The following is a 24,848-nucleotide window of genomic DNA, read 5'->3' as shown; positions in this document are numbered from 1 at the left end:
ATTCAAAAAAATAGAGGCTGTTTATGACAGCCCCTTTATATATCATCTTTATCTTTATTAATTAAGAGTTGCTGCTAATTTATTAGCATCTTTCATAAATTGATCTATAAGTCCCTCATCTTGTAATTTTTTAATTGTTGAATTAACTTCTTCCAATAGTTTTGGAGAATTCTTCTTTACAGCTATAGCTACTCCCTCATCAGAAAAATCTATCTTATAATCTGACTTAGCTAATTCAGGATTATTTTCAACAGCCATATCAGCAACTACTTCTTCTACAACTAAAGCTTCTATCTTTTTTGATTTTAGACTTAAAATTAAATCATTAACATCATTTAATAATTGAATATCTGCATCTTCAATATTTTCTGCTACTATATCTGCTTGGATTGAGCCTAATTGTGCACCAACTTTTTGCCCCTTTAAAGCTTCAAAACTATTATATTTTTGAGCATCTTCAGCTCTTACCAGCATTGCCTGTCCTGCTACATAATAGATATCAGAAAAATCTACTGATTTCTTTCTTTCTTCAGTTGGAGTCATACCAGATATTATTAAGTCTATCTTATCAGTTGTAAGAGCTGATAATAAGGAATCGAACTTCATATCTTTAATTTCAAGTTCTACCTCTAGGTCCTTTGCAATTTCTTCTGCTATGCTGATATCGAAGCCGACTATCTTATCTTCACCATTTTCCATCATATGAAATTCAAATGGTGCATATCCCGCATTAAGACCTACTACTATTTTTCCTTTTTCCTTAATCTCATCAAATTTATCTCCTTCTGCTTTAGCTCCACATCCTATTAAGCCAAAGCTAATTACTCCTGCCATTGCTATTGCTAATGCACTTTTTATTATACCTTTTTTCATATTTGTCCCCCCAAAATTTATTTGTTGGTATAATTATACACATATATATTATAATTATGCAAGTATTTTTTATAAATTTCTTTATTTTTTTATTAATTTTCCTTATCTCCTCTCATATTTCAATGTATATTTATAATCCCTATACTAGTATTTTTGTTTTGTATTTTATTATTAACTAATAATTATACAAACAAATTTATAGTTTCAATTTTTATCTAGAAACATATATTATTAGTAGTTTTTATTAATGATTAATACTTAGGAGTGATAAATTTGAAATACAAAAAAGAAAGACATCTTTTCCCAGGAGGTAATACTTCTAAAGGCTTTCATTCTTTTTATGATTATATATTACCTCAACAGGAAGCAAATAGGATTTTATGTATGAAAGGCGGCCCTGGTACTGGAAAATCTACTTTAATGAAAAAGGTAGCTAAAGTCTTTATAGACAAGGGCTATTCTTTGGAATATCACCACTGTTCTTCTGATGATAAGTCTCTAGACGCTATAGTAATAAAGGAATTAAAACTGGCTATTTTAGATGGTACAAAACCTCATATGGTTGATCCAAAAAATCCTGGTGCTGTTGATGAGATCCTCAACATGGGAATAGCATTAGATAATGAAGCTCTTTCTTTAAATAAGAAAGAAATTATGGAAATCCAAAGTATAAAAAGCACCAATTTTAATAGAGCTTATAACTTTTTAGCCTCTGCTAAATCTATCCATGAAGACTGGAGCCGGTTAAATTCAAAAGCTTTAATTCCAAGTAAAAGTTCTACAATAACTGAAAGCTTAATTTCTGAAATATTTAGCGGAAATAGTAAGTTTGGTTATGGTAATGAAAGGCACTTATTTGCAACAGCTTATACACCTAACGGAGTAATTACTTATGCTAAAGGATTAACAGAAAACTTTAATAAAAAGTATATTTTAAAAGGCGGTCCTGGCTTTGGTAAATCTACTATATTAAAAGATATAGGCAAACTTGCTCAAAGGAAAGGCTACTTCGTTGAATACTTCCATGATCCATTTATTCCAACTAGATTGGAACATATCCTTATCCCTGAAATCTCAACCTGTATTTTAACAGAAAATGAAATCAGCCAATGTTCTTTTGAAGGAAAAGTTTATAATATGGAAGACTTCTGTGACAATTCTATTATTTCCACTTTAAAGACTGAAATAGAATATAATAAGAATATTTTCTATGAATTAACAAATAAAGCTATAGAACTTATTGCTTTAGCTCACAAGGTTCATGCTGAATTAGAAACTTATTATGTAAAAGCTATAGATTTTAGCATTTTAGATAAAATTTATAATGAAGTCATAGAAAAATTTGAGAAGTATGAAAAATAAAACAAAAAGGGAAAAGATTTTTTCAATCTTTTCCCTTTTTCTAATTTATAAAGAAGTGGTTTAATAATACAGTATATTATATTCTTCCTTCTTTATTCTGCTACAATACTTTTGTAATAAAAATGTAAAAAATGAATACTCTTATCTTACTGACATCAGCATAAATATTAAGCTAACAATTGAAATTAATAAGAAAGCAAGAGAATAAAAATATTTTTTTCTCCCAATCTTTTTAAAATAAAATCTAACTCCCCACAATAACATACATATACTAATGCTTATTTGAAGAGGAAAATAAGTACTGAACGCTGGCAATAAAATAAAATTATAAGTTGTCAAGAAGGTAAGAACTATAGCTATACTTGTAATAACTGTTACTGAAGTTACAATAAAGCTAAAGATTTCTTCATATAAGTCCTTCAAATTCCTCTTCACTTACAACCTTAACTCCTAACTCTATAGCCTTATCTAATTTTGAACCCGCTTCTTCTCCAGCTATTACATAATCTGTTTTCTTACTTACACTACTTGAAACCTTTGCCCCTAGACTAACAAGTTTTTCTTTTATTTCATTTCTTGAATAATTCTTTAGTGTTCCAGTTACTACAACTGTTTTTCCAGCGAAATTATTTTCTACTATTTCTTTTTCTTCATATCTAGGATTAACTCCAAGACTTAGAAGTTCATCTATTGTTTCTAAGGTTTTTTCTTCCTTAAAGAATTGAATTATGCAATTAGCTACTATACCACCTACATCTGGAACTGTTATAAGCTCTTCAAAACTAGCATTTTTTAAGCCATCTAAAGACTTAAATTTTTCAACTAAATCTCTAGCTGTTTTTACTCCTACATTTGGTATTCCTAAAGCATATATAAATCTAAACAATTCACAATCCTTACTTTTTTCTATTGCATTTAATAGATTATCTGCCTTCTTAGGACCAAACTTTTCAAGAGTTAATAACTCCTCTTTTTTTAATTTATAAAGTTCTGCAATTGATCTTATATCTAGTTTTTCAAAAAGCTGCTCTGCTGTCTTTTCTGAAAACCCTTCTATATTCATCGCATCCCTTGAAGCATAGTGAACTATAGATTTTACCATTTGAGGCTTGCAGGATAAAGTATTTTCACAGAAATAATGAACTCCATTTTGAACAAGCTTTGCCCCACAGGACGGACAATGTTCTGGAACTTTTATTTCTATCGTATTCTCTAAAGAATCTTCTGAAACTCCCATAATTTCAGGAATTACATCATTTGATCTTCTAACAAATACCTCTGCTCCAATTCTTACCCCTTTTCTTCTTATGTCATCAATATTGTTTAAAGTCGCTCTCCTTACTGTAACTCCTGCAAGTTCAACTGGTTCTAAAATTGCTGTTGGGCCAACTCTTCCACTTCTTCCAACATTCCATTCAACATCCAGCAGTTTAGTAGTTGCTTCTTGTGCTTCAAATTTGTAAGCTATTGCCCATTTAGGGAATTTAATAGTATATCCCATAAGATTTCTAGTTCTTATATCATCTATTGCAATTACTACTCCATCTATATCGTAATTTAAGTCAAATCTTATATCTTCTATATATTTTATTTCCTTTTCTATTTCTTCTATGCTAGTACAGTACTTAACATAATCATCTATAGGAAGGCCTTTTTCCTTTATAAAGTTTAACATTTCTTCATAACTTTTAAATTGTTCTCCCTCTTTGTAGCCTACATCATAGAAAAAGGCAGATAAATTTCTTTTTGCAGTTTCCTTTAAATTTAAATTTCTTAAAGCTCCAGCAGCACCATTTCTTAGGTTTTTTAGAGGAACAGCTGCTGTTTCGTTATATTTTTGAAAAGCTTCTGTTGTCATTATAGCTTCTCCATGAACTTCAAAAAGATCAGTTGAATTTATCTTTAAAGGTATAGATTTAATTGTCTTAACTTGTGCTGTAACTTCTTCTCCTACTTCTCCATTTCCTCTTGTGGCTGCACTAATTAGAATTCCAGTTTCATCATAAGTTAAATTTATTGTTAATCCATCAAACTTCTTTGTTAAAACATATCTTAAAGGAGACAGATTTTCTCCTCTTTCGTTCATTTCCTTAACGAACTTAAGATTTTTGTTATGCCATTCCCTTAAAGCTTCTATACTTTGTGCCTTATCTAAACTCCAAAGTCTTCCCTTATGGCTGTATTTATTAAAGCCCTCTAAAATTCCATCTCCAACTCTTAAAGTAGGAGAATAAGGAAGAACATAACCTGTTTCCTCTTCAAGCTTTCTTAACTCATCATACTTTTCATCATATTCCTTATCAGTTACTGATGGATTATCTAAAGTATAATACTCATAAGAATATCTATTAAGTTCTTCTACCAATTCTTCAATTCTCTTTTTCTTATCCATGATAAACCCCCTTTATAAAAAGTGCTAAAGCACTTTTTAAGTTCATAGTTCATAATGCACAGTTAAGGTTGAAACTACTGTCTAGTTTTTATAAATTATATTTTCATAATTCAGCCTGAACTAAATTATTTCCTAACTATACACTTTATCCTGTAAACTGTGCACTATAAAATTTTGCTCCACAAAATTTTATATTAGTTCTAGTTTTGCAAAAGACAACATTAGCGTCTTTATTCCTTGTTGGTCAAAAGCTATTGTAAGCTTTTTATCATCACCTACATTTACTGCTGAAACTATTGTTCCAACTCCAAATTTGCTATGTTTTACTTTTCTTCCTAAGGTAAACTCTCCTGTATCAGCAATTGCTTTATTTTCTTGTTTTATGCTGTTCTCACTATTTGATATTAAACCATGAGGATTGTTGTATCTTTCTCTTGCAAACATTACTGGTCTTTTCTCTTTATTTTCAGGGTTCCCTGAAACATATTCTTTTAAACTTGCTTTAATCTCATTTATAAAATCTGACTGTGCATATGCAACAGTTCTTCCAAATTGTTTTCTTACTTCTGCAGAAGTCATAAATAATTGTTCTTTAGCTCTTGTTATTCCAACATAGCAAAGTCTTCTGGATTCTTCCATTTCTGCTTCGCTGTTAAAGGAAGCAACTCCTGGGAAAATTCCATTTTCCATTCCAACCATAAATACAACTGGGAACTCTAATCCCTTAGCGCTATGAACTGTCATTAATACTACTGAATCTTCTTCCTCATCTAACTTATCTGTATCCTGAACTAATGAGACTTCTTCTAAGTATGCAGAAAGGCTCTTATCTTCGCTCCTTCTTTCAAAGTCAACAGCATCAGATACTAATTCTTTTAAATTTTCTATTCTGCTCTTATCTTCTATTTCACCAGATTTTTCAAGTTCTGCAAGGTAGCCTGTATCTTTTAGAATTGTTTCTATTAGATTTGATACTGGTATTACTTCACTTAAATCCATAAAGTTTTCCATAAGCTCTACAAACTTTTCTATTCCAGAACAGTTTCTTGCTGTAAGAGTTGGAATAGTTCTAACAGTAGTTAAAGCATCCCAAAGAGATATATCAAATTCTTCTGCAAAATCTAATACTTTATTTACTGTTGCATCTCCAATTCCTCTTTTAGGAACATTAATAATTCTTCTTAAAGATATACTATCATTTGGATTCACTAGAACCTTAAGGTAAGATAAAAGATCCTTTATTTCTTTTCTATCATAGAATTTTGTTCCACCAACTATTTTATAAGGAATGGTTTTTCTTCTTAAACTTTCTTCAAATATACGAGACTGAGCATTAGTTCTGTAAAGAATAGCAAAATCACTATATCTCTTATTCTCTTCTTCCTTAATTTTCTTTATTTGAGAAGCTACAAAATCTCCTTCATCATTATCTGAAAAAGCCCTATATATTTTTATTTTGCTTCCCTCTTCTTGTTCAGTTCTTAAAAGCTTGCTTTTTCTATTTGCATTATTAACAATAACTTCATTAGCCGCCTTTAAAATATTACCCTTTGATCTATAGTTCTGCTCTAATTTTATTACCTTAGCATCTGGATAGTCCTTTTCAAAATCAAGGATGTTTCTAATATCTGCGCCTCTCCATTGATAAATACAGTTGTGAACAACAATATCATTAGCAATATAGTTTCTTGCGTAGTCAATATTTAAATCATAAACATATCCATAATAATTTTCTCTCTCAACAGAAACAATCTTATCTTCAACAATTTTTTCTCCGTCAAAAACCGCTAATGATAGACCCTCTCTTAAACTTCCAAGAGGCATAAACTTAAATGTATTATTTTCTGTAAGTTTTGCCTTTCTAATTATTTCATAATCCTCTTCTACCTTGGCTATGCTTCTAGCAAATTCCTCAGCATCATCATATAAAGCACCTTCTGTTTCAATTCTAAATGTACCTCTTTTTCCATTCCTAGCATTAAAGCCTTCATTAAGAAGTTTCTCTTTACTCTCATCTCCCGAGGAATTTAATCCTATTCTATGACTAAATAAACCTCTTTCTTGAGATTTCCTTCCTCCAAAGAAGCTTACATTAATATATTTTCTAACAGTTTTCCCTCTAATTACAGCTGAACTTAAATGATGCGGATAATCACTGTATAAATACTCATCCTCCATTAATTTATCTGCTGCTGAATAAGTATCTATTTCATTAAACAGTTTGTTTATTTGCTCTTGAGTTAATGTTAAATGCCTTCCCCTGCTATTAAATACTACCTTAGGAATTCCATATTTAACTGAAAAATACTCTTCATAATATGTAGCTTCTGATTTGCTATCACATACTTTAAGTATCCACATCTTGTCAGCCTGTTCACCATTTAATCTAACTGCTAATCCACTTGCACTAGTACCTTTTCTACTTCTAATTGATGAAGTTTGCCCAATTCTATATCCAAATCCATTCTTATACATTAAATACACATAATATTTATCATCCAATACCTTTAATCTTGCAAAAGTAATATGATTTGGTGTTCCTATAATAACTTTCCCGCTCTCAGTTGTTACTTTTATTACTTCACCATTATATTCTCTCTTGGAAATATCTTTTATAGACATAAAATTAGTCCAACCATTACCAGCTGCTACATTTACTTTTTCATTTCCTTGTAAATCTTCTATCTTAACCTTACCATTTTCAGTTTCAACTAAAGTTCCTTCTATTAAACATTGATCATCATCGCCCACAACACAGATATTCTTATATTTATCAGCAAGCAATGTTACTAATTCATATTGAACTCTATTTGTATCTTGATACTCATCTACCATAATATATTGGAACTTTCTTTGATAAAATTCTAAGGTTTCTTTATCCTTCTTAAATAATTCAACAGTTTTAAAAATTAAGTCATCAAAGTCTAAGGCGTTATTTTCCTTTAGCCTTTTTTGATACATTTCATAAACTTGAGCTATCTTCTTTCCTTTAAAGTCATTTTCATTTTCTCTCATAAAGGCATTTGGACTTATCATATTGTCTTTAGCTGTACCAATTTTGCTTAATATTTCCCTATCAGTAAGGTCCTTATCATTAATATTTAGGGCCTTCATGCACTCCTTAATCAAGGTCTTTTGATCTTGGGTATCATATATAGTAAAGTTTTTATTATATCCTAACTTTTCTATTTCTCTTCTTAAAATTCTTACACAAGTTGAGTGGAAGGTTGATATCCACATATCATCAGCAGTATCCCCTATTAAAGCCTTTACCCTGTCTTTCATTTCCTTTGCTGCCTTATTAGTAAAAGTAATAGCTAAAATTTTATAAGGTAAAATTCCTAAATCCTTTATCATATGAGCTATTCTATAGGTCAAAACTCTAGTTTTACCTGAACCGGCACCAGCTAGTATTAAAAGCTGACCTTCAACAGTAGTAGCTCCTTCATACTGCTCCTTGTTAAGTAATGATTTTAAATCCATCACCTAGCCTCCTTTCATATTATTAAAATATTATATCATAATTCATTTATCTTTATATGTATTTATCAATTTATATAATTCCAATATTATAGATAATCTTCTAATAACTAAAAAGATTTTTTATTAGTTTCTATTATATCACTTTGAGTTAATTTCTTACATTTCCTTCTTGTAATAAAAATCTATGACTTATAACTTTCATTTTTTGAAACTTTTGAATAAAATCCATCATTTTTTCTATCATATTAAATAAATTATGTTTATAAACCCATTATTATTTAATTTTTAACAATTATTTGTTTTTTATTTCTAAACTTATACATTAATAAAAATTTTATTTTAAATATAAGTAAATAAAATAAACATTTAATTTATGTAAACATTTAACCCCTGATTTTAGGCAAACAAAAAACGCAACCCTTGGGGCTAGGTTGCGCATTAGCAATAAGCAATAAATAAAAAGGGGGCTATTTATTCCTTTTATTTATCCTTGCAAAATTATTATAGGGTATCTTGTATCAAAATGCAAGCAATTTTAAAAAAAATCCTTGCAATCTTGCATATTATGAATGTTGTTCCTTCATTTTTGATTAATGTTCGTTAAAATCCCTTCAAAATTGCAATTTCTTCTTCTGTTAATTCTCTATATTCTCCTTCTTCTAAATCCTCATCTAATTTTATAGTACCAAATTCAATTCTTTTTAAATATGTAACCTTTTTATTAACAGCTTCAAACATTCTTTTTACTTGATGGAACTTTCCTTCCTGAATTGTTATTTTAACCTCTGATTCTTCATCGGAAGTACTTAATATTTCAAGGATGGCTTCCTTACAAACATATCCATCATCTAAAGTAATACCTTCTTTAAATCTCTTTACATCTTTATCTGTAACTCTAGCATTTATTTTTGCATAATAAACCTTATCTACCTTCCATTTTGGTGAAATCAATCTATGATTTAATTCTCCATCATTAGTTAAAAATAGCAAGCCAACTGTATCCTTATCTAATCTTCCAACTGGAAATGGATTAAAAACTTGATGATCAATTTCTAACAAATCTATAACAGTTTCATCTTTATTATCAAAAGTTGCTGAAACGACACCTACCGGCTTATTCATCATTAAATATATATATTTTCTATAGTAGATTTCTTCTCCGTTTATACTTATTTTATCTTCTTCTGGATCAACCTGCATTCCGCTATCCTTAACTATTTCTCCATTTACTTCAACAAATCCCTTTCTAACTACCTGCTTTATTTCTTTTCTTGTACCATAGCCTAAATTTGATAATATCTTATCTAAACGTTCCATTTATTTGCACCTGCTTTCTAATTATATTCACTTTAATCTAATTCATTTTAACATATTGAAAACTTATTTCAAATAAAGAGTCAGAAGTTAGTAGTGTGGAGTTAGCAGTGTGGAGTTAGCAGTTTGGAGTGTGGAGTTAAGAGTGCTAAGTGTGCAGTGTGGAGTTGGGAGTTGGGAGTGTGGAGTGCTGAGTATGGAGTTTGAAGTGTGGAGTGGGCAGTTGAGTGGACAAGCTAATTATAAAACTAGCATAAAAATAGTATTTATTCATAACAAAAAAATATTACTGAAAATCAAAATTTCCAGTAATATTTTATAAATAATAATTCATTAAAAACTTAATACTATATAAACAGTGTGGAGCAAAAACAGTGTGGAGTTGGGAGTTGGGGATAACTTGGACAAGCAGCCCCCTTACTAATGACTCCCAACTCTGAACTCAAAACTAAACTCCTAACTGCTAACTGTTCTTATATTCATTATAATAAGCCAGTACCTTTGGCACATAATTTTGAGTTTCTTCCGGCATTTTATATAAGTCCCTTGAGCTTTTTACTCCTCTTCTTTCCATTGTTCCTGGACCGCCGTTATAGGCCATTAATGCCATTTCTAAATTTCCATTATACATATTTAAATAACTTTTTATATGTTTAACTCCAGCTTCTATATTTTGTTCTATGTCATAAGGATTTGTTAAACCATAAGCCTCTGAATTAAAATCCATAAGCTGCATAAGTCCCTTAGCCCCTGCATAGGAAGTTGCATTTGGGTTAAAGTTCGATTCTTGTTTAATAATTGCAAGAATTAAACTTCTATCTACTCCATACTTTGAAGCATACTTATCAACAGCCTTATAAATAGTCTCCATATTATAGGATCCTTCATTTATATAGCTTGCTTCACTTGCAGTACTTTCTATCTTTATATCTGTCGAAGCACTTATCTTATTTATATCATCTAAATTTAATTCTCCTGTAACTATTGGAGCTTGTCTATATCTCAAAGGAATGTCTTCTAAATTTTGACCTGAAGATACTGGAATATAAGTTTGTTCAGCTTCAGTCTCAGTAAATATATCTTGATAATTATCATTGTTTATAAGAGATTCATAAACTAATTCAAATTCATATCCATCTCCCAAAGCTTCTTTTAGTACATTATTAGTCATTACGCTTCCTAGGTATTTTTCTACACTTGGAATTTTCACCTTATGCCCTCCCAAAATCTCAGTTTTTATTATTATCGGAGTTTTTTTTAAGAACTTAAGGCTTAACTTCAAATTCTAAGCTAGTATAATCTTCATAGTTTACCTTTTTATAATAGCTTTTACTTAAAACTAGAATTCTATATTTTCCTGTTGAAAATGGAAGGAAGGTATAATAACTTTTCTTGCTATAACTTTGAACTCTAACCCAAGTTCCCTTTTCCATAATATAAAATTCATAGCAGACATCTCTTCCGCCCTCACTTGTAACTTCAAAGGTAATTTCCTGGTTAACCTTAATTTCTTTTTCCTTTATATTAATTTTTGTATTTGTAACTGGAATCGCATCATGAACATAAACTGATACTTCCTTTTTTACATCATATTCTTCTGTGCATAATACATTTTTAGCATAAATTTCAAAAGTATATTTACCTGGCGCCTTTGGTTTTACTTTAAATCTTTTATTTTTAAGAAATCCTGTATCTTCAACTTCATGTCCATTAATTTTAGTTACATATCTCAGTAAAACATTTTTTGTATTTTGAACAATTGTCTCAATATCAATTGTGTCTCCTACTAGGTATATTTCCTTTTGAGATAATAGAACATAATCTATTTCTGCAAGCTGATAATCCCTTACTTTAAAATATATAAAGTTATGAACATCAAACTCCTTATCTGAATATTTATCTAAAACTCTTACTTCAAGCTCGTATTCTCCACTTTCTTCTGGGGTAAAGTTAATCCAGTTAGTTAAACCATAATCTGTTCTTTCTTTTTCAACTCCATCTTTATAAACTATAAAAGAATATTTAAGTTCTGTTCCGCCTTCTGCTTTTATCTTAATATTAATCGGCTCATTTTTTATATAACCATTAGCTTTGCTTGTTATAATATCAACTATTCTTACCGGCTTTTCTGCTTTTTTCTCTATTTTAAAGAATATTTCCTTAATATCTTCATAATCCTTTTCTCCATTAGCTTCAAAGGAAATATCTTTAACCTTTAATATTATCTTATATTCTCCTTCAGCCTTTGGTTCCCAAGTAAATAGCTTTGATCTTATATATCCTGTATCTTCAGCTACCGGACCTTCAACTATATATCTGTATAAAACCTCTTTTCCTCCATTAACTGAAGCTCTAAAATTAATTTTAGTTCCAACTACTTGAGGATCATTTAAATCAGAACTAAACTTTCTTATTCTTATTTCATTATAAGGCTTTACTTTATACATTATATAAGCTCTGTCATCAAACCTTTTATTAGAAAAAAGGTCCTTTACATAGCACAGAAGCTTATATTCTCCTTTTGTACCTTCAGAAAAGCTTATAATATTATTGGTTGAATAATCTTGAATGCAGGCAGCTCTTCCATTACTGTCTATTTTTATAAACTTATATAATATTGTTCTTGTTTTATCACAGTTTACCCCGACTTTAAAAATAAGTTCTTCATCTACTAATATATTTTCAGATAGACATTCAAAAGATTCAATTTCAATCTTTGGCTGATTCATAACTTTAAAGGTTACCCTTTCAAAGTCCTCAACATTTTCTTCAGAGGCTAACCTTTTGCATTCAACTAGTATTTCTATAGTGCCATTTTCTATAGTAGTATAAGTTAACTTATTTTCAGTACTGTAATCTTTAATAATTTCCCAATCATGGCTGCCCATTATTAAATATCTATATAGAAGTTCTTCCCCTTCCTTTCCTATAACTTCTATATTAATTTTTTCTCCTAATATTAAGCTATCCTTCTCTGTAATTATTTTTGTTATTAATTTATCTTTATTTTCTTTGATACTGGAAATTTCCTCTTTAGAAGTTTTTATCTTATAGCGTGCCTTAGCATTTTTTAATGTATTTGATTTTTTGTCCTTAGTTTGTACCATTATCATATATTCGCCTGGTTTTATAGGCTTCCATTCACATTCATTTTTATTAGAGAAATCTTGGATAGGCTTCCAGACTAAATTCCCCTCTCCTGGTGTGCCCTCTAAAAATTTATACTCTAAAGAAGCTTTATCCTCAGTAATTGCTTTTATTTTTATTTTTTCATCAATTAATGATGGACTTTCTTTATCAAAGCTTATCAATAATTCACTCATACAATTCACACCCTATTTATCACATTTTTACCATAATTCTATTATACAGTTTACATAAGAAATATTTAATAGAAATTTGTCAGTGATATAAAAAAAAAAGATAAACTATTATCTATTTTTCTACAGTTTATCCTTTTATATTACATTCAATTATGTTAATTAGGTTTTTCTCTAATCGGAAATCATCTTCTTTTGTCCTTTTTTTTGGATTTGAACTTCTTCCTCCAGCCTTTCTTATTTTCTGGGAAATATGTCTTTGTTCAAGAAGTAAATCTATGTTTTTTTCTGTATATAAATGTCCCTTTGGACTCAATAAAAATGCTCCCTTTCCTAAACACAGGGCTGCTACTCCATAATCTTGACTAATTACAACATCCTTTGATTTACAGGTATTTACAACATACATATCTACACTTTGAAAGCCGCTGTCTACAACTTTTACTTCTCCATAGTCTAATTGGATATAATGATTAATATCACAATAAACTATCAGGGGAAGATTGTATTTTTTTGCTACATTTTTAATAATGGAGATACCTGGACAGGCATCTCCATCTACTATAATTCTCATTATTTTAATTTAGCTTCTAATTCAGCCTTTAAGTCTTCAAATCCTGGCTTTCCAAGTAATGCAAACATATTTTTCTTGTATGCTTCAACACCTGGTTGGTCGAATGGGTTAACTCCTAATAAGTATCCGCTTATACCACAAGCTTTTTCAAAGAAGTAAACCATATATCCAAAGTAATAAGCACTAATTTCTGGAATATTTAATACCATATTAGGAACTCCACCATCATTGTGAGCTAATAATGTTCCTCTGAAAGCTTGCTTATTAACAAAGTCTACAGTCTTTCCTGATAAGAAGTTTAATCCATCTAAATTACCTTCTACTTCTCCAATAGTTATTTCCTTTTTAGCTTTTTCCACATTAAGAACTGTTTCAAACATATTTCTTTTACCATCTTGGATGAATTGTCCAAGTGAGTGTAAGTCAGTTGAGAAGTCAACTGCTGCTGGGAATATACCTTTTTGGTCTTTTCCTTCTGATTCTCCGTATAATTGTTTCCACCATTCATTGAAATAGTGTAGGTTTGGTTCATAGTTAACTAAAACTTCTATATCCTTACCCTTATTGTATAATACATTTCTCATTGCTGCATATTTGTAGCAATCATTATTTTCAAGATCTGGATTAGCATATGCTTCTCTAGCATCTCTAGCTCCTTGCATCATTTCATCTATATCAATTCCAGCTGCTGCTATTGGTAATAAACCTACTGCTGTTAAAACTGAGAATCTACCACCAACATTGTCTGGAACTACGAAAGTTTCATATCCAACTTCATCAGCTAAGGATTTTAAAGCTCCCTTTTGCTTATCAGTAGTTACATAAATTCTTTCCTTTGATCCTTCTACTCCATATTTCTTTTCTAAATAATCTTTAAATATTCTAAAGGCTATTGCAGGTTCCGTAGTAGTACCTGATTTTGAAATAACATTAATACTAATATCTAAGCCCTCTATTGCTTCTAAAAGATCAGCTATGTAAGTCGAACTTATATTATTTCCAACAAAGAATATTTGTGGGTTATTTCTCTTGTCTTTGCCAAGTAAATTATAGAAATTGCTATTTAACATTTCTACAGCTGCTCTTGCACCTAAATATGATCCACCAATTCCTATAACTATTAAAGCATCTGAATTTCCCTTTATCTTTTGAGCCGCTTTCTTTATTCTAGAAAATTCCTCTTTGTCATAGTTTACAGGTAAATCTATCCATCCTAAAAAGTCATTTCCCGCACCTGTTCCATTATGAAGAGTTTCATGAGCTCCCTTTACCATTGCTGCCATTTTTTCTAGTTCTGTAACTTTTGCGTATGGTTCCACTTTAGATAAGTCTAATCTTAAACCTTTTTTCATCTTCATACCTCCGGCATTATTTGAATTTATATTTGATATTGTTCGTTTATATTATAACATATTGAATAAAATTTTCGCATATAAATTCAGCAATAATTGCGTTTTTAGTTATTAGCACAATATATTAGCACAATATAGTTTCCCCATAATTCCCCTTAAAATTCTTAAAATTTTATCCTCTAGTTTTTCCTCCGGCTATGTTATATGTTACTCCATGAATATAGCTAGCCCTATTGCTTGCCAAATAACATACTAAATCTGCTACTTCAGTAAGTTTTCCAGAACGTCCTAATGGGGTTACTGAAGTTTTATTATATCCAGCCCTTAAGTCTTCTACTGTTATACCTCTAGTATAAGCTAAAGCTGTTTCATATTCATCAGTTCTTAAACCGGTAGCTTCTAAAATCCCCGGAGCAACTCCTACAACTCTTATTCCTAGTTTTCCTAATTCCTTAGCCCAGGATCTAGTTAATGAATTAACAGCATTCTTACTAGCTGCATAAACGCTTTGTCCTTCTGAACCTTCAAGACCGCATTCAGAAGACATATTAACTATAACTCCTCTTCCTTGTTTTATCATTTCCCTTGCTGCTGCTTGAGTACAGTTAAATACTCCTTTGACATTTACATTCATAACCTTATCCCAGACTTCTTCATCTAATTCGTATTTACCCTTTTCTACTTTTGGATCCACTAATAATCTTGGAATATTAATTCCTGCATTATTTACTACCACATCTATACTTCCAAAAACTTCCTTAGTAGTTGCTATCATTTCGTCTACGCTTTCCCTATCAACAACATTTGTAACAACATATTTAACTCTTCCCTTTTCCTCATTAAATTTAGGCTTGTTAGGATTCATATCACAAACAACTACATTTGAACCATGATTTAAAAATTCCTGTGCAACTGCTTTTCCTATTCCAGATGCTCCTCCAGTTACAATTACAGTTTTTCCTTCTAATTCCAACCATGTCTTTTCCATTTAAACCCTCCTAAACTATTATTTTATTCAATCTTGATTTATATAAACACTTCTAATTATTTTCTTATCAAGTTATGCTAAGATATAAATTTTACTTCCAGCTTTTAAATCCGGCATTTCCTTTTGTTCTACACAAATTGTTCCTGGTAATGGTGCTTGTGTTGCTCCAGTAAAGGCAAGAGTTATATGCCCCAAACTTTCCAAATTCCTTTCAGCTACATCTCCTACTGCTGTAATCTTATATGAAATTCCATCTAATACAAAAGTTTGTCCAACCTTGATCTGTTCTTTTACTGGATTCACCTCGATAGAGTAACAATAATCCGCTAAGGTATCTGGTGCATTTTCTCCAAATAGTATTATCATTCCTTCATCTTTAAAAGTTTCTACTAAAGGTCCTAGTGCTTTTATTTTACTTTGATATATTGCTTTGTTATTCATGCTATCACCTTCCTATATACTTATGTCAATTTATAAAAGAAATTATTATTTGCAATTTAACATGCTCTTTTCTTCTCCACATAGTTTCTCAAAATCATCTTTAAAAGCTTTTACAGCCATATCTACTGTAGGATTTTTTATTAATCCTTCTATAACTTCTGGCGCAATAGTAGCTGCACCTATTCCATACCTGCAGAGCTCTAATACTTGCTGTGAATTCTTAAAGCTGGCTGCAAGGACTTGAGTATTTATATTATTATTTTTATAAATATCATGAATTTCCTTAGCTGTCTTAATTCCATCTGCACCTAAATTATCTATTCGATTAACATAGGGTGCTGCATATTTTGCTCCTGCCTTTCCTGCTAAATACCCCTGCATTTGTGTATATATAGCAGTTGCGGTAATGTTAATATTTTCTTTGCTTAAAATTTTAATAGCCTTAAGCCCTTCTCTTGTTACAGGTATCTTAATATATGTATTTTCCCCTAATTCCTGAACTATCTTATAGGCTTCTACTATCATTCCTTCTGCTTTTTCAGAAATAACTTGTACATGAAGTTCTGCTTCTTCTCCTATGAATTCACGAATTTCTTTTAGAACTTTATAAGGCTGCTTACCGTACCTTGACAATATACTTGGATTACTTGTTATACCATCTATCGGAAACTTATCATATATATCTCTAATTTTTTCTATATTTACATCATCTATAAGAAACTTCATAACCCTCTCTCCCAATATTCTTTTAAGTAATAGTTGAGTAATTTTTAAAACTACTCAACTATTATTAATCAATTAATTATATAATCCTATACTTGCAAGCCATGCAACTAGAACTCTAGGTACCCCTATTAAGAAACGTGAATATAGTACCGATGGAACCCCAACTTCAACAGTTTCTGGTTCTGCTTCAGCTAAACCTAAACCAACTGGTATAAAGTCGCAGGCACATTGAGTATTTATTGCAAATAGAGCTGGTAACGCTAGGCTTGGTTCAATATTTCCCTTTCCAATTTCAACACCTATTAAAGTACCAACTATTTGGGCTATAACGGCTCCAGGTCCCAATAAGGCTGATAATACTGGTATTGAACATATAAAGCCAAGAATTACAAGACCTATTCCATTTCCTGCTAGTGGTATTAGCTTATTCGCAAACCAGTCTCCAAAGCCTGATCCTTGAACTATACCTATTAGTAAGGCAACGAAGCCCATGAATGGTAATATTGTTGTAATCAAAGATTGAATAGCATCACGGCCGGCTTGATATAGAGTATTTACAACCTTACCAGCTCCCATACCAATCTTTTGAATAATGCTTGATTTGCTTGTCTCAGCAAGAGTTTGAGATACTTTCTTATCAGAACTATATTTGAATTCTCTTTTTTCCTCTTTCTTTTCTTCTATTACTGTTGCAGCAACTGCATCTTCTGCCTCTGCTAAGGATATTTGATCTAAACCTACAGCAGAAACATATATATCTTCAGTTATAAATTTAGCTAAAGGACCGCTTTTTCCAACAGGCATAACGTTTATTGTTGGTATTCTCTTTTGCGGATATATTCCACATCTTAACGTTCCACCGCAATCTATAATAACTAAGAATATTTCATTATCTGGAACAGATGTCTTGAAGCCGTTTACAGCTTTGCATCCAGTTAACTTAACTATCTTTTGAACTATTTCTGGTTCAGCTCCACCGCCAGTTATATATAATAAGGTATCTCTTCCTTCTTCCGGCTTTACTATAAGCGGACCTCCAAATCCTCCATTACCTTTTACTATTTTAATTGCATTATACTTTCCCATATAAACTCCCTCCTAAACTACTTAGCTACAATTTCATTGCTTAACTCAATTTTTTGTTGTTTCATAACATACTTTGTTGTAAAGTCAGTTACCCAACCGGCAAAGAAGTTCATTACTAAACCAACTAATAAATAACGAAGGGCTAAAGGTGTTGTACTTAATCCAAGGGTTTCAATCCCATTTGCTATTCCTAAATATATAAAGATTTCACCTACATTAATGTGTGGGAAAATACCGCTGTTAGTATGACAATGATAAGAAGCAGATGCATAATAACTTGGTTTCATTCTTTCTGGTAAAAATTTTCCCATTGATAAAGCCATTGGATTTCCTAGCATAAAGGCTGATAAGAATGGTAAAATTCCATAAGCTAAAATAACATTTTTTGATGCAATCTTTGCAAATTTATTAATCTTATCTTGTCCAATTAAAGCAATTAAAGCATTCATAAATATTAATAGTAATGTTACCTTTGGAACGATTCCTGTAACCCAGCTTACAAAAGTCTCAGCTCCAACATCAAATAATCCCATAAAACCTTCGGCAAATTTAACAATTGTGTCCATATAGATTTCTCCCTCCTAATTTTTCAAGCTATTTTTTGATTTATTTTTTTTGAATAATAATATTAGTTAATCTTTGTATAGGTGATGGCGGTTCTAGAACTTCACCCCCTGCCATTATGATATTGTAGTTGGAAGAGGCCTCTAGAATAGATTTTTTTAATGGTTTCATTAGTCCCTTGCAGTCTTCTTCAGTTAAACTACCAACATCTTTACCTTCAAAGCCAGTTAATTTTTTTGCTCTAGCAAATACTGTTACTCCTTGCATATAGCTGCCTTCAAGTATAATTCCATCTTCATTTATTGCAAACATTGCTATACAGCCAGCATGAAAGGCTCCTCTAGATTTGCCTATTGCAACTCTTCCTTTTTTCCTTAACTTTTTATAATACTCAGTAAAACTTTTTATTTGAATAAAGGTTAATAAATACTGAAGCATAAATGCTATTCCTGCACATATTAATAAAAACCAAAAATTCATCTTACCCCTCCTACTTCTAATCAAAAATGTCATTTTCTTTTACGAAATATAAAATTAACTCTTTAAAATTATCAATTTTAGAAATATCATCTACAGCTTTTTGATTATTAGCAATAGTTATAATTTCATCGTAGACCCTTACTAAAATCGAATCATCATTTGTTTGTTCTGGAAGACATATTAAAAATATCAATTTTATTTTTTCATGAGAATTAATTTTTACTCCATCCTTGCTAACACCTAAACTTATTAATATTTGTTTACTCTTATAATTAATTGTGTGAGGCAATGCAACAGAATCATTTATGGCCATAGTAGACTTCTTTTCTCTTTCTCTTATCCTATCTTTAAAGCCTTCATCTACATATCCTTTTGAATATAGACTATCGACCATTAAATCAATATTTTCCTGATAACTTAATTGACTGTTAAGGATAAAAAATCTTTCTTCTTTTAAAATACTTAATAATAAAGTATCCATTCCTTGTACTAGTGGCATGTCCAATTTTTCAGAATATAAAAGCTCTTTAATTTTCCTCTTTAAAACTTCTTTATCGAAAATTTTATCTATATATAAAACTCTTATATTTGTGTTATACTTTGTTTTAACAGTAGATAAAACTAAATCATAAGTGTCCAATACCTCTCCAATAACTTTATCATCTGAAAATAAGTCTATTGTGGTTTTTGAATCAAAGATATTTCTTAATTGACTTTCAACTAACTTTGCCGTAACTCTGCCAGTACCACATATAACTGCAATTTTATAATCCTTTGGCTTAACAAGTTCCTGCTCTGATATAAACAATCCAAAATATGCTGCTATAAATCCAACTTCATCTTGTGTCATACTTACCTTTAAATTTTCCTCTATAACTTCTTTGGCTAGTTCTGCCATCTTATAAGCAACCTTATAATTTTCCTTTATATCATCAATTAGAGGATTGTTAAGATGAACACCATACTTAAGTCGATTAACTAAAAATGCTATATGATAAATAAAATCCTCAAGAATATCATCTTTAGTAATATTAAATCCCATTTTAAAACGAATTCTTTCAATTATATCAGATACAAGATTTAATATTTCCTCAGTTATATGTACATGCTGAGAAATTTCTTCAATATTTGTAGGAGTTCTCATTCCTACAATTGGCAAAGTTAAGAATAATCTTTCCTCTAAGGCAAAATTAATATTTAATCTTCTTTCAATTTCTTCAACAATAGTTGTCACAACTTCAAATTCCCAGCTTCTTAATAATTCACCATACTTATTACTTAATATTTTTATAGGATGTCCATTCATTATTCTATCAAAGCTAACAGTTAATGATTTTATAAAGTAATCAAAAGTTGTTTTATCAAGTTTATACTTACTAATTGTCTCTTTTACAAACTCAACAATATCCTCATCTATTTTGAAATCCTCATAAGTAATTTCATAAATATTTTCAAGAAGAAAATTTCTTATATCTAATTCATTACCTTCAAGAACAATACCATTATTAGGTTTTCCAGTAATGTTTAAGTTGTAATTAGACAATATTTCTTTAATTTTTTTCATATCATTAATAATTGTTGTTCTTGCAACATTCATTTCATATGCCAAATCATCCGTTAAGTATGGTTCTTTACTATTAATAAGCTTGTAGACAATAAATGCCATTCTTCTTTGAGGTGAGTTAAGAAAATCTCTTTGATAATATATCTCCTGCTTAACTTTTTCAAATTTGCTTCTATCAAATATATAAATTTTATATATACCATGTTTAATATCAACAAAAGCCGAATTCTCTAATTGCTCATTAAGATTTTTCACCTCATTTTTTATGGTTTTAGAACTGACATTTAGCTTTTCAGCCAAGCTTTCTAAAGAAACTGAATTTTTCTGTTCTAGTATATTTAAAATCTTAGAGGCGCGGTTTTCGTCATAAAAATATTTCATATGTCCTCCTTTCTTTAATGAAAGTATATATTATAATTTATTGACAATTAATACTTTCTTTTTCTTCTTAAAGGAATTTAATTAATACAAAAATTTTCATTCATCTGGAAAAGTATTGCATTATTTTTTTCTTATAGTAACGACTTTTTAGGGCATAATTTGTATATATAAAAATACATTTTTGTCTAATTTTATATATTATAACACAAAGATAATTTAATTAATTAAAGTATTTTTATTAAAAAATACAATTAAAATAAATTTTTATCAAAAAATCACCTCCAAAAGTTTAATTTATAAAATTTTGAAAATTAATTCAAAGTGCAATTTAGATTTTAATAAAAAGCTATATAAAAAAATAGAAGCTATCACCAAGGGATATTAACATCTCTAAGCGATAGCTCCTTAAATTTTGTATATTTTATTATTTTTTACTTTTATTATTGCCTTTTTTATTAGAAGTCACTCTTTTATTATTTAATTTATTTTTACTATTTTCATCTTCTTTTCTAAAAATAACTTCTTGAAGGGCACCAACAAATCCTAATAAAATACCATATATAAAATTATTTAAGTTTAAAGATCTACTGATTCCTACTACTAAAACAATAGATATTAAAAGAAAAAAGCTTCCATAAGATTCTTTCTTTTTTAACTTATTTGTTATTTTTCTAATAGGGTTAAATAATTTTACATCATTGTTTAATTTTTCGAAGATTTTAGAAAATATAACAAAAGTTGTTATTCCCGATATAGCTACAATAAAAAATTCCTTCACCTTAATTTCCTCCCGACATCTAAAAAACCTCTTTCACTATTGAATTATATATCAACCTTACTTATATTCCAACAAAAAGTTAATTAATACTACTCTTCTTAGTCGATAATAAGCAAAAAAATGTCTTAAGATCGTGTAAACTGTCTATTAATGATTTTTGCTTTATTTTAGCTGCATTAATTTTTTTTAATTTGAATATTAATTCCATAGTATAACCAGTTCCTAAAGCAGATATAACTGTTCCTAACCCAAAGCTTCCTCCTAATAGAATTCCTATTAGTAAAACCGTCACTTCCATAACTGTTTTAATTAAATTTATAGACTTATTTAGTTTTTTGTTTAGTCCGACTAAAAGACTATCCCTAGGTCCACACCCAAGACCACAGCTCATATAAAGATAACATCCATAAGCTAATAAAAACAATCCTGTTACAACCATAATTATTCCGGTAAAAATATGATCAGCCTTAGGGATTATATTAATATAATTTAAAAAATCTATAACCCATCCAGCTAAAAAGACATTAACAATAGAACCTACACCAACCTTCTCTCCAGTTGCCATGCTAAGTAAAAACACTATAAAACTAACTATTATACTTGCTTCCCCTATTGTAATACCTGTAACATTAGATATTCCTTCGTGAAAAATATCCCATGGCAATAAACCTATATTAGAATTTAACATAAACACTGTTGAGCTTCCACATAATATTATCCCCCAGATTAATCTTAATATTTTCTTTAAAACATTCCCCATTATTAGTCCTTCTTTCAATTCTACTTCTGTAATTTTTCTCAATAAATTTTACCACCATGAAATATCTAAAACAATAAATTAATTTTCATAAGAATAATTTTATTACAAAATAAAAAAGTGGACATATGTCCACTTGAAAGAAAAGAAAGATATTAAATTTTATTTTAAGGATATAATTTTATTCCTAAACTATTGAAAACACTATAACCCTCATTTTGATCTGCACATTTTACAGCATTATCAAATATAGTAAAAGCACCTATTTGTGTTGAAGGATTTTCCCAACTTTGCCTTACTCTATAAAATTTATCTGGTGAAGGATAGACTTGTTTTCCTGAACTATTAAAAACTATATATCCTGGATTATTATTTACACATTCTATTGCATTTTTTAATACACTAAAGGCTCCTATCTGACTCGAAGCTTCTAACCAGCTCTGTCTTACCCTATAAAGCTCATCATTTATAATATTCTCTCTTAATTTATTTAATTCTTTATTTATCATATCTAAGAATCTTTGCCAACCTAAATCTAAGGTTCTATGAGGACAATATTTATTAGAAAAATCTTGATGCTTTTTAACATTATTTATATTCCATCCAAATTGCTTTAACAATGCTGCAACTTCCTTTGCTGCCCTTTGTTCTGCTTTAGTAAATTTATCTCCACCAGATTTTGAGTAACAAATTTCTATAGCAATATAATTTCTATTACCTTCTCCTGCGACACCATCTCCTGCATGCCAAGCATTCCTATTAAAAGGAATACCTTGTATCGCTTCAACATCATCAATTGCAATATGAAAGGATGTAGCTAAGCCATTAGATTGCATATAGGATATTTCATTGGCTGCTGCAGCATCATTGGCTGTGTTGTGAATACACACTCCCTTTGGTACCATTGAATAAGGACATTTTAAGTTATATTTATCTGGAGATATAAGTTTTTTTATTAAAGCCATAAAAATTCCTCCTAACATATTTTTAAAACCAATCTTTTCTATTTTTCAAATATGCATTAGGAAAAACTTTTTAACTGAAAAATTTTAATATATAATATACTAAAAAATTAATTAATTATAGAAAGTGAGATATCATATGAATATTAGAATTCAAAATACTTGTGAGAATATTGATTGGAATGAAGTTAGAAATTTATTAAAGTCTGCAGGAATGTCTTATGTTGATACAGAAACTCATAAAAACTCCTTTTTAAATAGTGCTTCAGTAGTATTTTTATTTAACGGCGATTTACTAATAGGAATGGGACGTGCTATATCTGACAAAGTAAGACATGGAGCAATATATGATGTTGCCATAGATCCAAATTATCAAGGAAAAGGGCTTGGTAAGATAATTATTGAAACCATATTAAAAAGCTTGCCTAAATGTAACTTTATTTTATATGCTTCTCCAGGTAAGGAAGGATTTTATGAAAAGCTTGGATTTAGAAAATTAAAAACAGGAATGGGATATTTTATCGATTCTGCTAGGATGAAATCGAAGGGTTTTATAGAATAATGTAGATTTTTATATATTAATTTATGTTGACATTAATCTTGTCTCTAATTTATCATCAATTTGTAGTTAATTATTTTTGCTAGGTAGAAATTCTTATACATACTGCTATCTACCTAGCATTTATTTTTTATCTTTAATAAACAAGATTTCATTAATAGCTAGAATAAAGAAACTAGAAAACAAACTTCCTTAATATAAAGTTTTTTTCAATTTCTTTACATGCTTTTTTATTGCTCTATTACTAATAATATTTTTCTTATTTATAGAATTATAAATTTCAGATATTTCATCCTTTGATAAGTAAATATCTGATTTATATTTTTTAATAAATCTTTTTAGTTTTTTTAATTGAATTACTGGAACTTCAGCTTTTATTTTTTTTATATTTGATTTATTAGTAAAAACTATTAAAGATATAAATATATCCTTTCTATCTAACATTTCTTCCAAAGCTTTTATATGTCCATAATTTTGTCTTATTGGATTATAAAAAGTATTCTTTCTTCCATTTAATTTTTGCATCCAATACTTTGAGTATTGATCTCCATATATCTTTCCATTATAATCCTTTGTTTCTATAACAAAAACACCTTTTTTCCCTATTAAAATATGATCAATTTGGCTTGTTCCACTTTCCCTTTTTATCATTACATTGCTTAAAAGCTTATAGCCTTTAATTTTCTCTAATACTTCATTTACTTCTATTTCCCCTTGGTTAAGTTCTATTTTTCTTCTTCTAAAAATCATTATTACTATTAATGATAAAATAATAACTGATATTATCATTAAATATATAATTATCTTTTGTGTATTCATATTTTGGTCTCTCCTATATTGTTCTTTAATTATTTTTCTATTTGCTTTAGCAGGCTATGTTTTAGTAGTTTTT

At 29.5% G+C, this 24,848-nt stretch carries 22 protein-coding genes; 3 read left to right on the top strand and 19 right to left on the bottom strand.

Annotated elements, in window-relative coordinates:
• Positions 1-57 precede the first annotated feature (57 nt).
• Positions 58-873: a transporter substrate-binding domain-containing protein gene (locus BEN51_RS02225; RefSeq protein WP_119864473.1), complete on the bottom strand. Its 816-nt coding sequence runs from the start codon at positions 871-873 to the stop codon at positions 58-60.
• Positions 874-1,146: 273 nt separating this feature from the next.
• On the opposite strand from BEN51_RS02225, the gene BEN51_RS02220 reads away from it, so the two are divergent.
• Entirely contained in the window at positions 1,147-2,235 is a 1,089-nt protein-coding gene (locus tag BEN51_RS02220; protein ID WP_119864472.1) for a PRK06851 family protein, read from the top strand.
• A gap of 406 nt (positions 2,236-2,641) precedes the next feature.
• Here BEN51_RS02220 and ligA read toward each other — a convergent pair whose 3' ends face one another.
• From ligA to BEN51_RS02200, 3 genes are all read right to left on the bottom strand, one after another.
• Positions 2,642-4,630: an NAD-dependent DNA ligase LigA gene (ligA, locus tag BEN51_RS02210; protein WP_207652808.1), complete on the bottom strand. Its 1,989-nt coding sequence runs from the start codon at positions 4,628-4,630 to the stop codon at positions 2,642-2,644.
• A gap of 186 nt (positions 4,631-4,816) precedes the next feature.
• The gene (locus BEN51_RS02205) at positions 4,817-8,110 is read right to left on the bottom strand and encodes a UvrD-helicase domain-containing protein (RefSeq protein WP_119864469.1); all 3,294 of its coding nucleotides are present in this window, start codon (positions 8,108-8,110) and stop codon (positions 4,817-4,819) included.
• A gap of 600 nt (positions 8,111-8,710) precedes the next feature.
• The gene (locus tag BEN51_RS02200; protein ID WP_119864468.1) at positions 8,711-9,427 is read right to left on the bottom strand and encodes a pseudouridine synthase; all 717 of its coding nucleotides are present in this window, start codon (positions 9,425-9,427) and stop codon (positions 8,711-8,713) included.
• 109 nt (positions 9,428-9,536) lie between these two features.
• On the opposite strand from BEN51_RS02200, the gene BEN51_RS02195 reads away from it, so the two are divergent.
• Positions 9,537-9,746 carry a hypothetical protein gene (locus tag BEN51_RS02195; RefSeq protein ID WP_119864467.1) on the top strand — a complete coding sequence of 70 codons (210 nt, stop codon included), beginning with the start codon at positions 9,537-9,539 and terminating at the stop codon, positions 9,744-9,746.
• 141 nt (positions 9,747-9,887) lie between these two features.
• On the opposite strand, the gene BEN51_RS02190 is transcribed toward BEN51_RS02195, so the two are convergent.
• From BEN51_RS02190 to BEN51_RS02125, 14 genes are all read right to left on the bottom strand, one after another.
• The gene (locus BEN51_RS02190) at positions 9,888-10,634 is read right to left on the bottom strand and encodes a lytic transglycosylase domain-containing protein (RefSeq protein WP_236906240.1); all 747 of its coding nucleotides are present in this window, start codon (positions 10,632-10,634) and stop codon (positions 9,888-9,890) included.
• Positions 10,635-10,689: 55 nt separating this feature from the next.
• Positions 10,690-12,747, bottom strand: a complete 2,058-nt coding sequence (locus BEN51_RS02185; RefSeq protein WP_119864466.1) for a triple tyrosine motif-containing protein — start codon at positions 12,745-12,747, stop codon at positions 10,690-10,692.
• Between the two features lie 127 nt (positions 12,748-12,874).
• A complete protein-coding gene (locus tag BEN51_RS02180) occupies positions 12,875-13,318 on the bottom strand; it encodes a YaiI/YqxD family protein (protein ID WP_119864465.1) in 444 nt (147 codons plus the stop codon).
• Positions 13,318-14,670, bottom strand: coding sequence for a glucose-6-phosphate isomerase (locus BEN51_RS02175; protein WP_119864464.1), 1,353 nt, complete (start codon positions 14,668-14,670; stop codon positions 13,318-13,320). Before BEN51_RS02175 ends, BEN51_RS02180 begins: the two co-directional genes overlap by 1 nt.
• A 172-nt stretch (positions 14,671-14,842) precedes the next feature.
• Complete coding sequence (locus tag BEN51_RS02170) at positions 14,843-15,658, bottom strand: SDR family oxidoreductase (RefSeq protein ID WP_119864463.1); 816 nt, start codon at positions 15,656-15,658, stop codon at positions 14,843-14,845.
• 72 nt (positions 15,659-15,730) lie between these two features.
• Positions 15,731-16,099: a PTS glucitol/sorbitol transporter subunit IIA gene (locus BEN51_RS02165; protein WP_119864462.1), complete on the bottom strand. Its 369-nt coding sequence runs from the start codon at positions 16,097-16,099 to the stop codon at positions 15,731-15,733.
• A gap of 45 nt (positions 16,100-16,144) precedes the next feature.
• A complete protein-coding gene (locus BEN51_RS02160; protein WP_119864461.1) occupies positions 16,145-16,825 on the bottom strand; it encodes a fructose-6-phosphate aldolase in 681 nt (226 codons plus the stop codon).
• A gap of 72 nt (positions 16,826-16,897) precedes the next feature.
• Positions 16,898-17,911, bottom strand: a complete 1,014-nt coding sequence (srlE, locus tag BEN51_RS02155) for a PTS glucitol/sorbitol transporter subunit IIB (RefSeq protein ID WP_119864460.1) — start codon at positions 17,909-17,911, stop codon at positions 16,898-16,900.
• Positions 17,912-17,928: 17 nt separating this feature from the next.
• Positions 17,929-18,477 carry a PTS glucitol/sorbitol transporter subunit IIC gene (gene srlA / locus BEN51_RS02150; protein ID WP_119864459.1) on the bottom strand — a complete coding sequence of 183 codons (549 nt, stop codon included), beginning with the start codon at positions 18,475-18,477 and terminating at the stop codon, positions 17,929-17,931.
• A gap of 40 nt (positions 18,478-18,517) precedes the next feature.
• The gene (locus BEN51_RS02145) at positions 18,518-18,955 is read right to left on the bottom strand and encodes a transcriptional regulator GutM (RefSeq protein WP_119864458.1); all 438 of its coding nucleotides are present in this window, start codon (positions 18,953-18,955) and stop codon (positions 18,518-18,520) included.
• A gap of 16 nt (positions 18,956-18,971) precedes the next feature.
• On the bottom strand, positions 18,972-20,900 hold the full coding sequence (locus tag BEN51_RS02140; RefSeq protein WP_119864457.1) for a BglG family transcription antiterminator: 1,929 nt from the start codon (positions 20,898-20,900) through the stop codon (positions 18,972-18,974).
• A gap of 424 nt (positions 20,901-21,324) precedes the next feature.
• Positions 21,325-21,678 (bottom strand): hypothetical protein, encoded by a 354-nt coding sequence (locus BEN51_RS02135; protein ID WP_119864456.1) that lies wholly within the window; start codon positions 21,676-21,678, stop codon positions 21,325-21,327.
• Between the two features lie 79 nt (positions 21,679-21,757).
• Positions 21,758-22,480, bottom strand: a complete 723-nt coding sequence (locus tag BEN51_RS02130) for a YczE/YyaS/YitT family protein (RefSeq protein WP_236906239.1) — start codon at positions 22,478-22,480, stop codon at positions 21,758-21,760.
• Between the two features lie 122 nt (positions 22,481-22,602).
• Complete coding sequence (locus BEN51_RS02125; protein WP_119864455.1) at positions 22,603-23,400, bottom strand: peptidoglycan recognition protein family protein; 798 nt, start codon at positions 23,398-23,400, stop codon at positions 22,603-22,605.
• A 136-nt stretch (positions 23,401-23,536) separates the two neighbouring features.
• Here BEN51_RS02125 and BEN51_RS02120 point away from each other — a divergent pair, with 136 nt between their 5' ends.
• Positions 23,537-23,959 carry a GNAT family N-acetyltransferase gene (locus BEN51_RS02120; protein WP_119864454.1) on the top strand — a complete coding sequence of 141 codons (423 nt, stop codon included), beginning with the start codon at positions 23,537-23,539 and terminating at the stop codon, positions 23,957-23,959.
• A 189-nt stretch (positions 23,960-24,148) separates the two neighbouring features.
• On the opposite strand, the gene BEN51_RS02115 is transcribed toward BEN51_RS02120, so the two are convergent.
• On the bottom strand, positions 24,149-24,775 hold the full coding sequence (locus BEN51_RS02115; RefSeq protein ID WP_119864453.1) for a nuclease-related domain-containing protein: 627 nt from the start codon (positions 24,773-24,775) through the stop codon (positions 24,149-24,151).
• Positions 24,776-24,848 lie beyond the last annotated feature (73 nt).

Source organism: Clostridium isatidis (assembly GCF_002285495.1).
In the GTDB taxonomy this organism is placed as follows: Bacteria; Bacillota; Clostridia; order Clostridiales; family Clostridiaceae; genus Clostridium; species Clostridium isatidis.
Note: the sequence above shows the minus strand (reverse complement) of the source record. Positions and strands in the feature narration are given on the sequence as shown.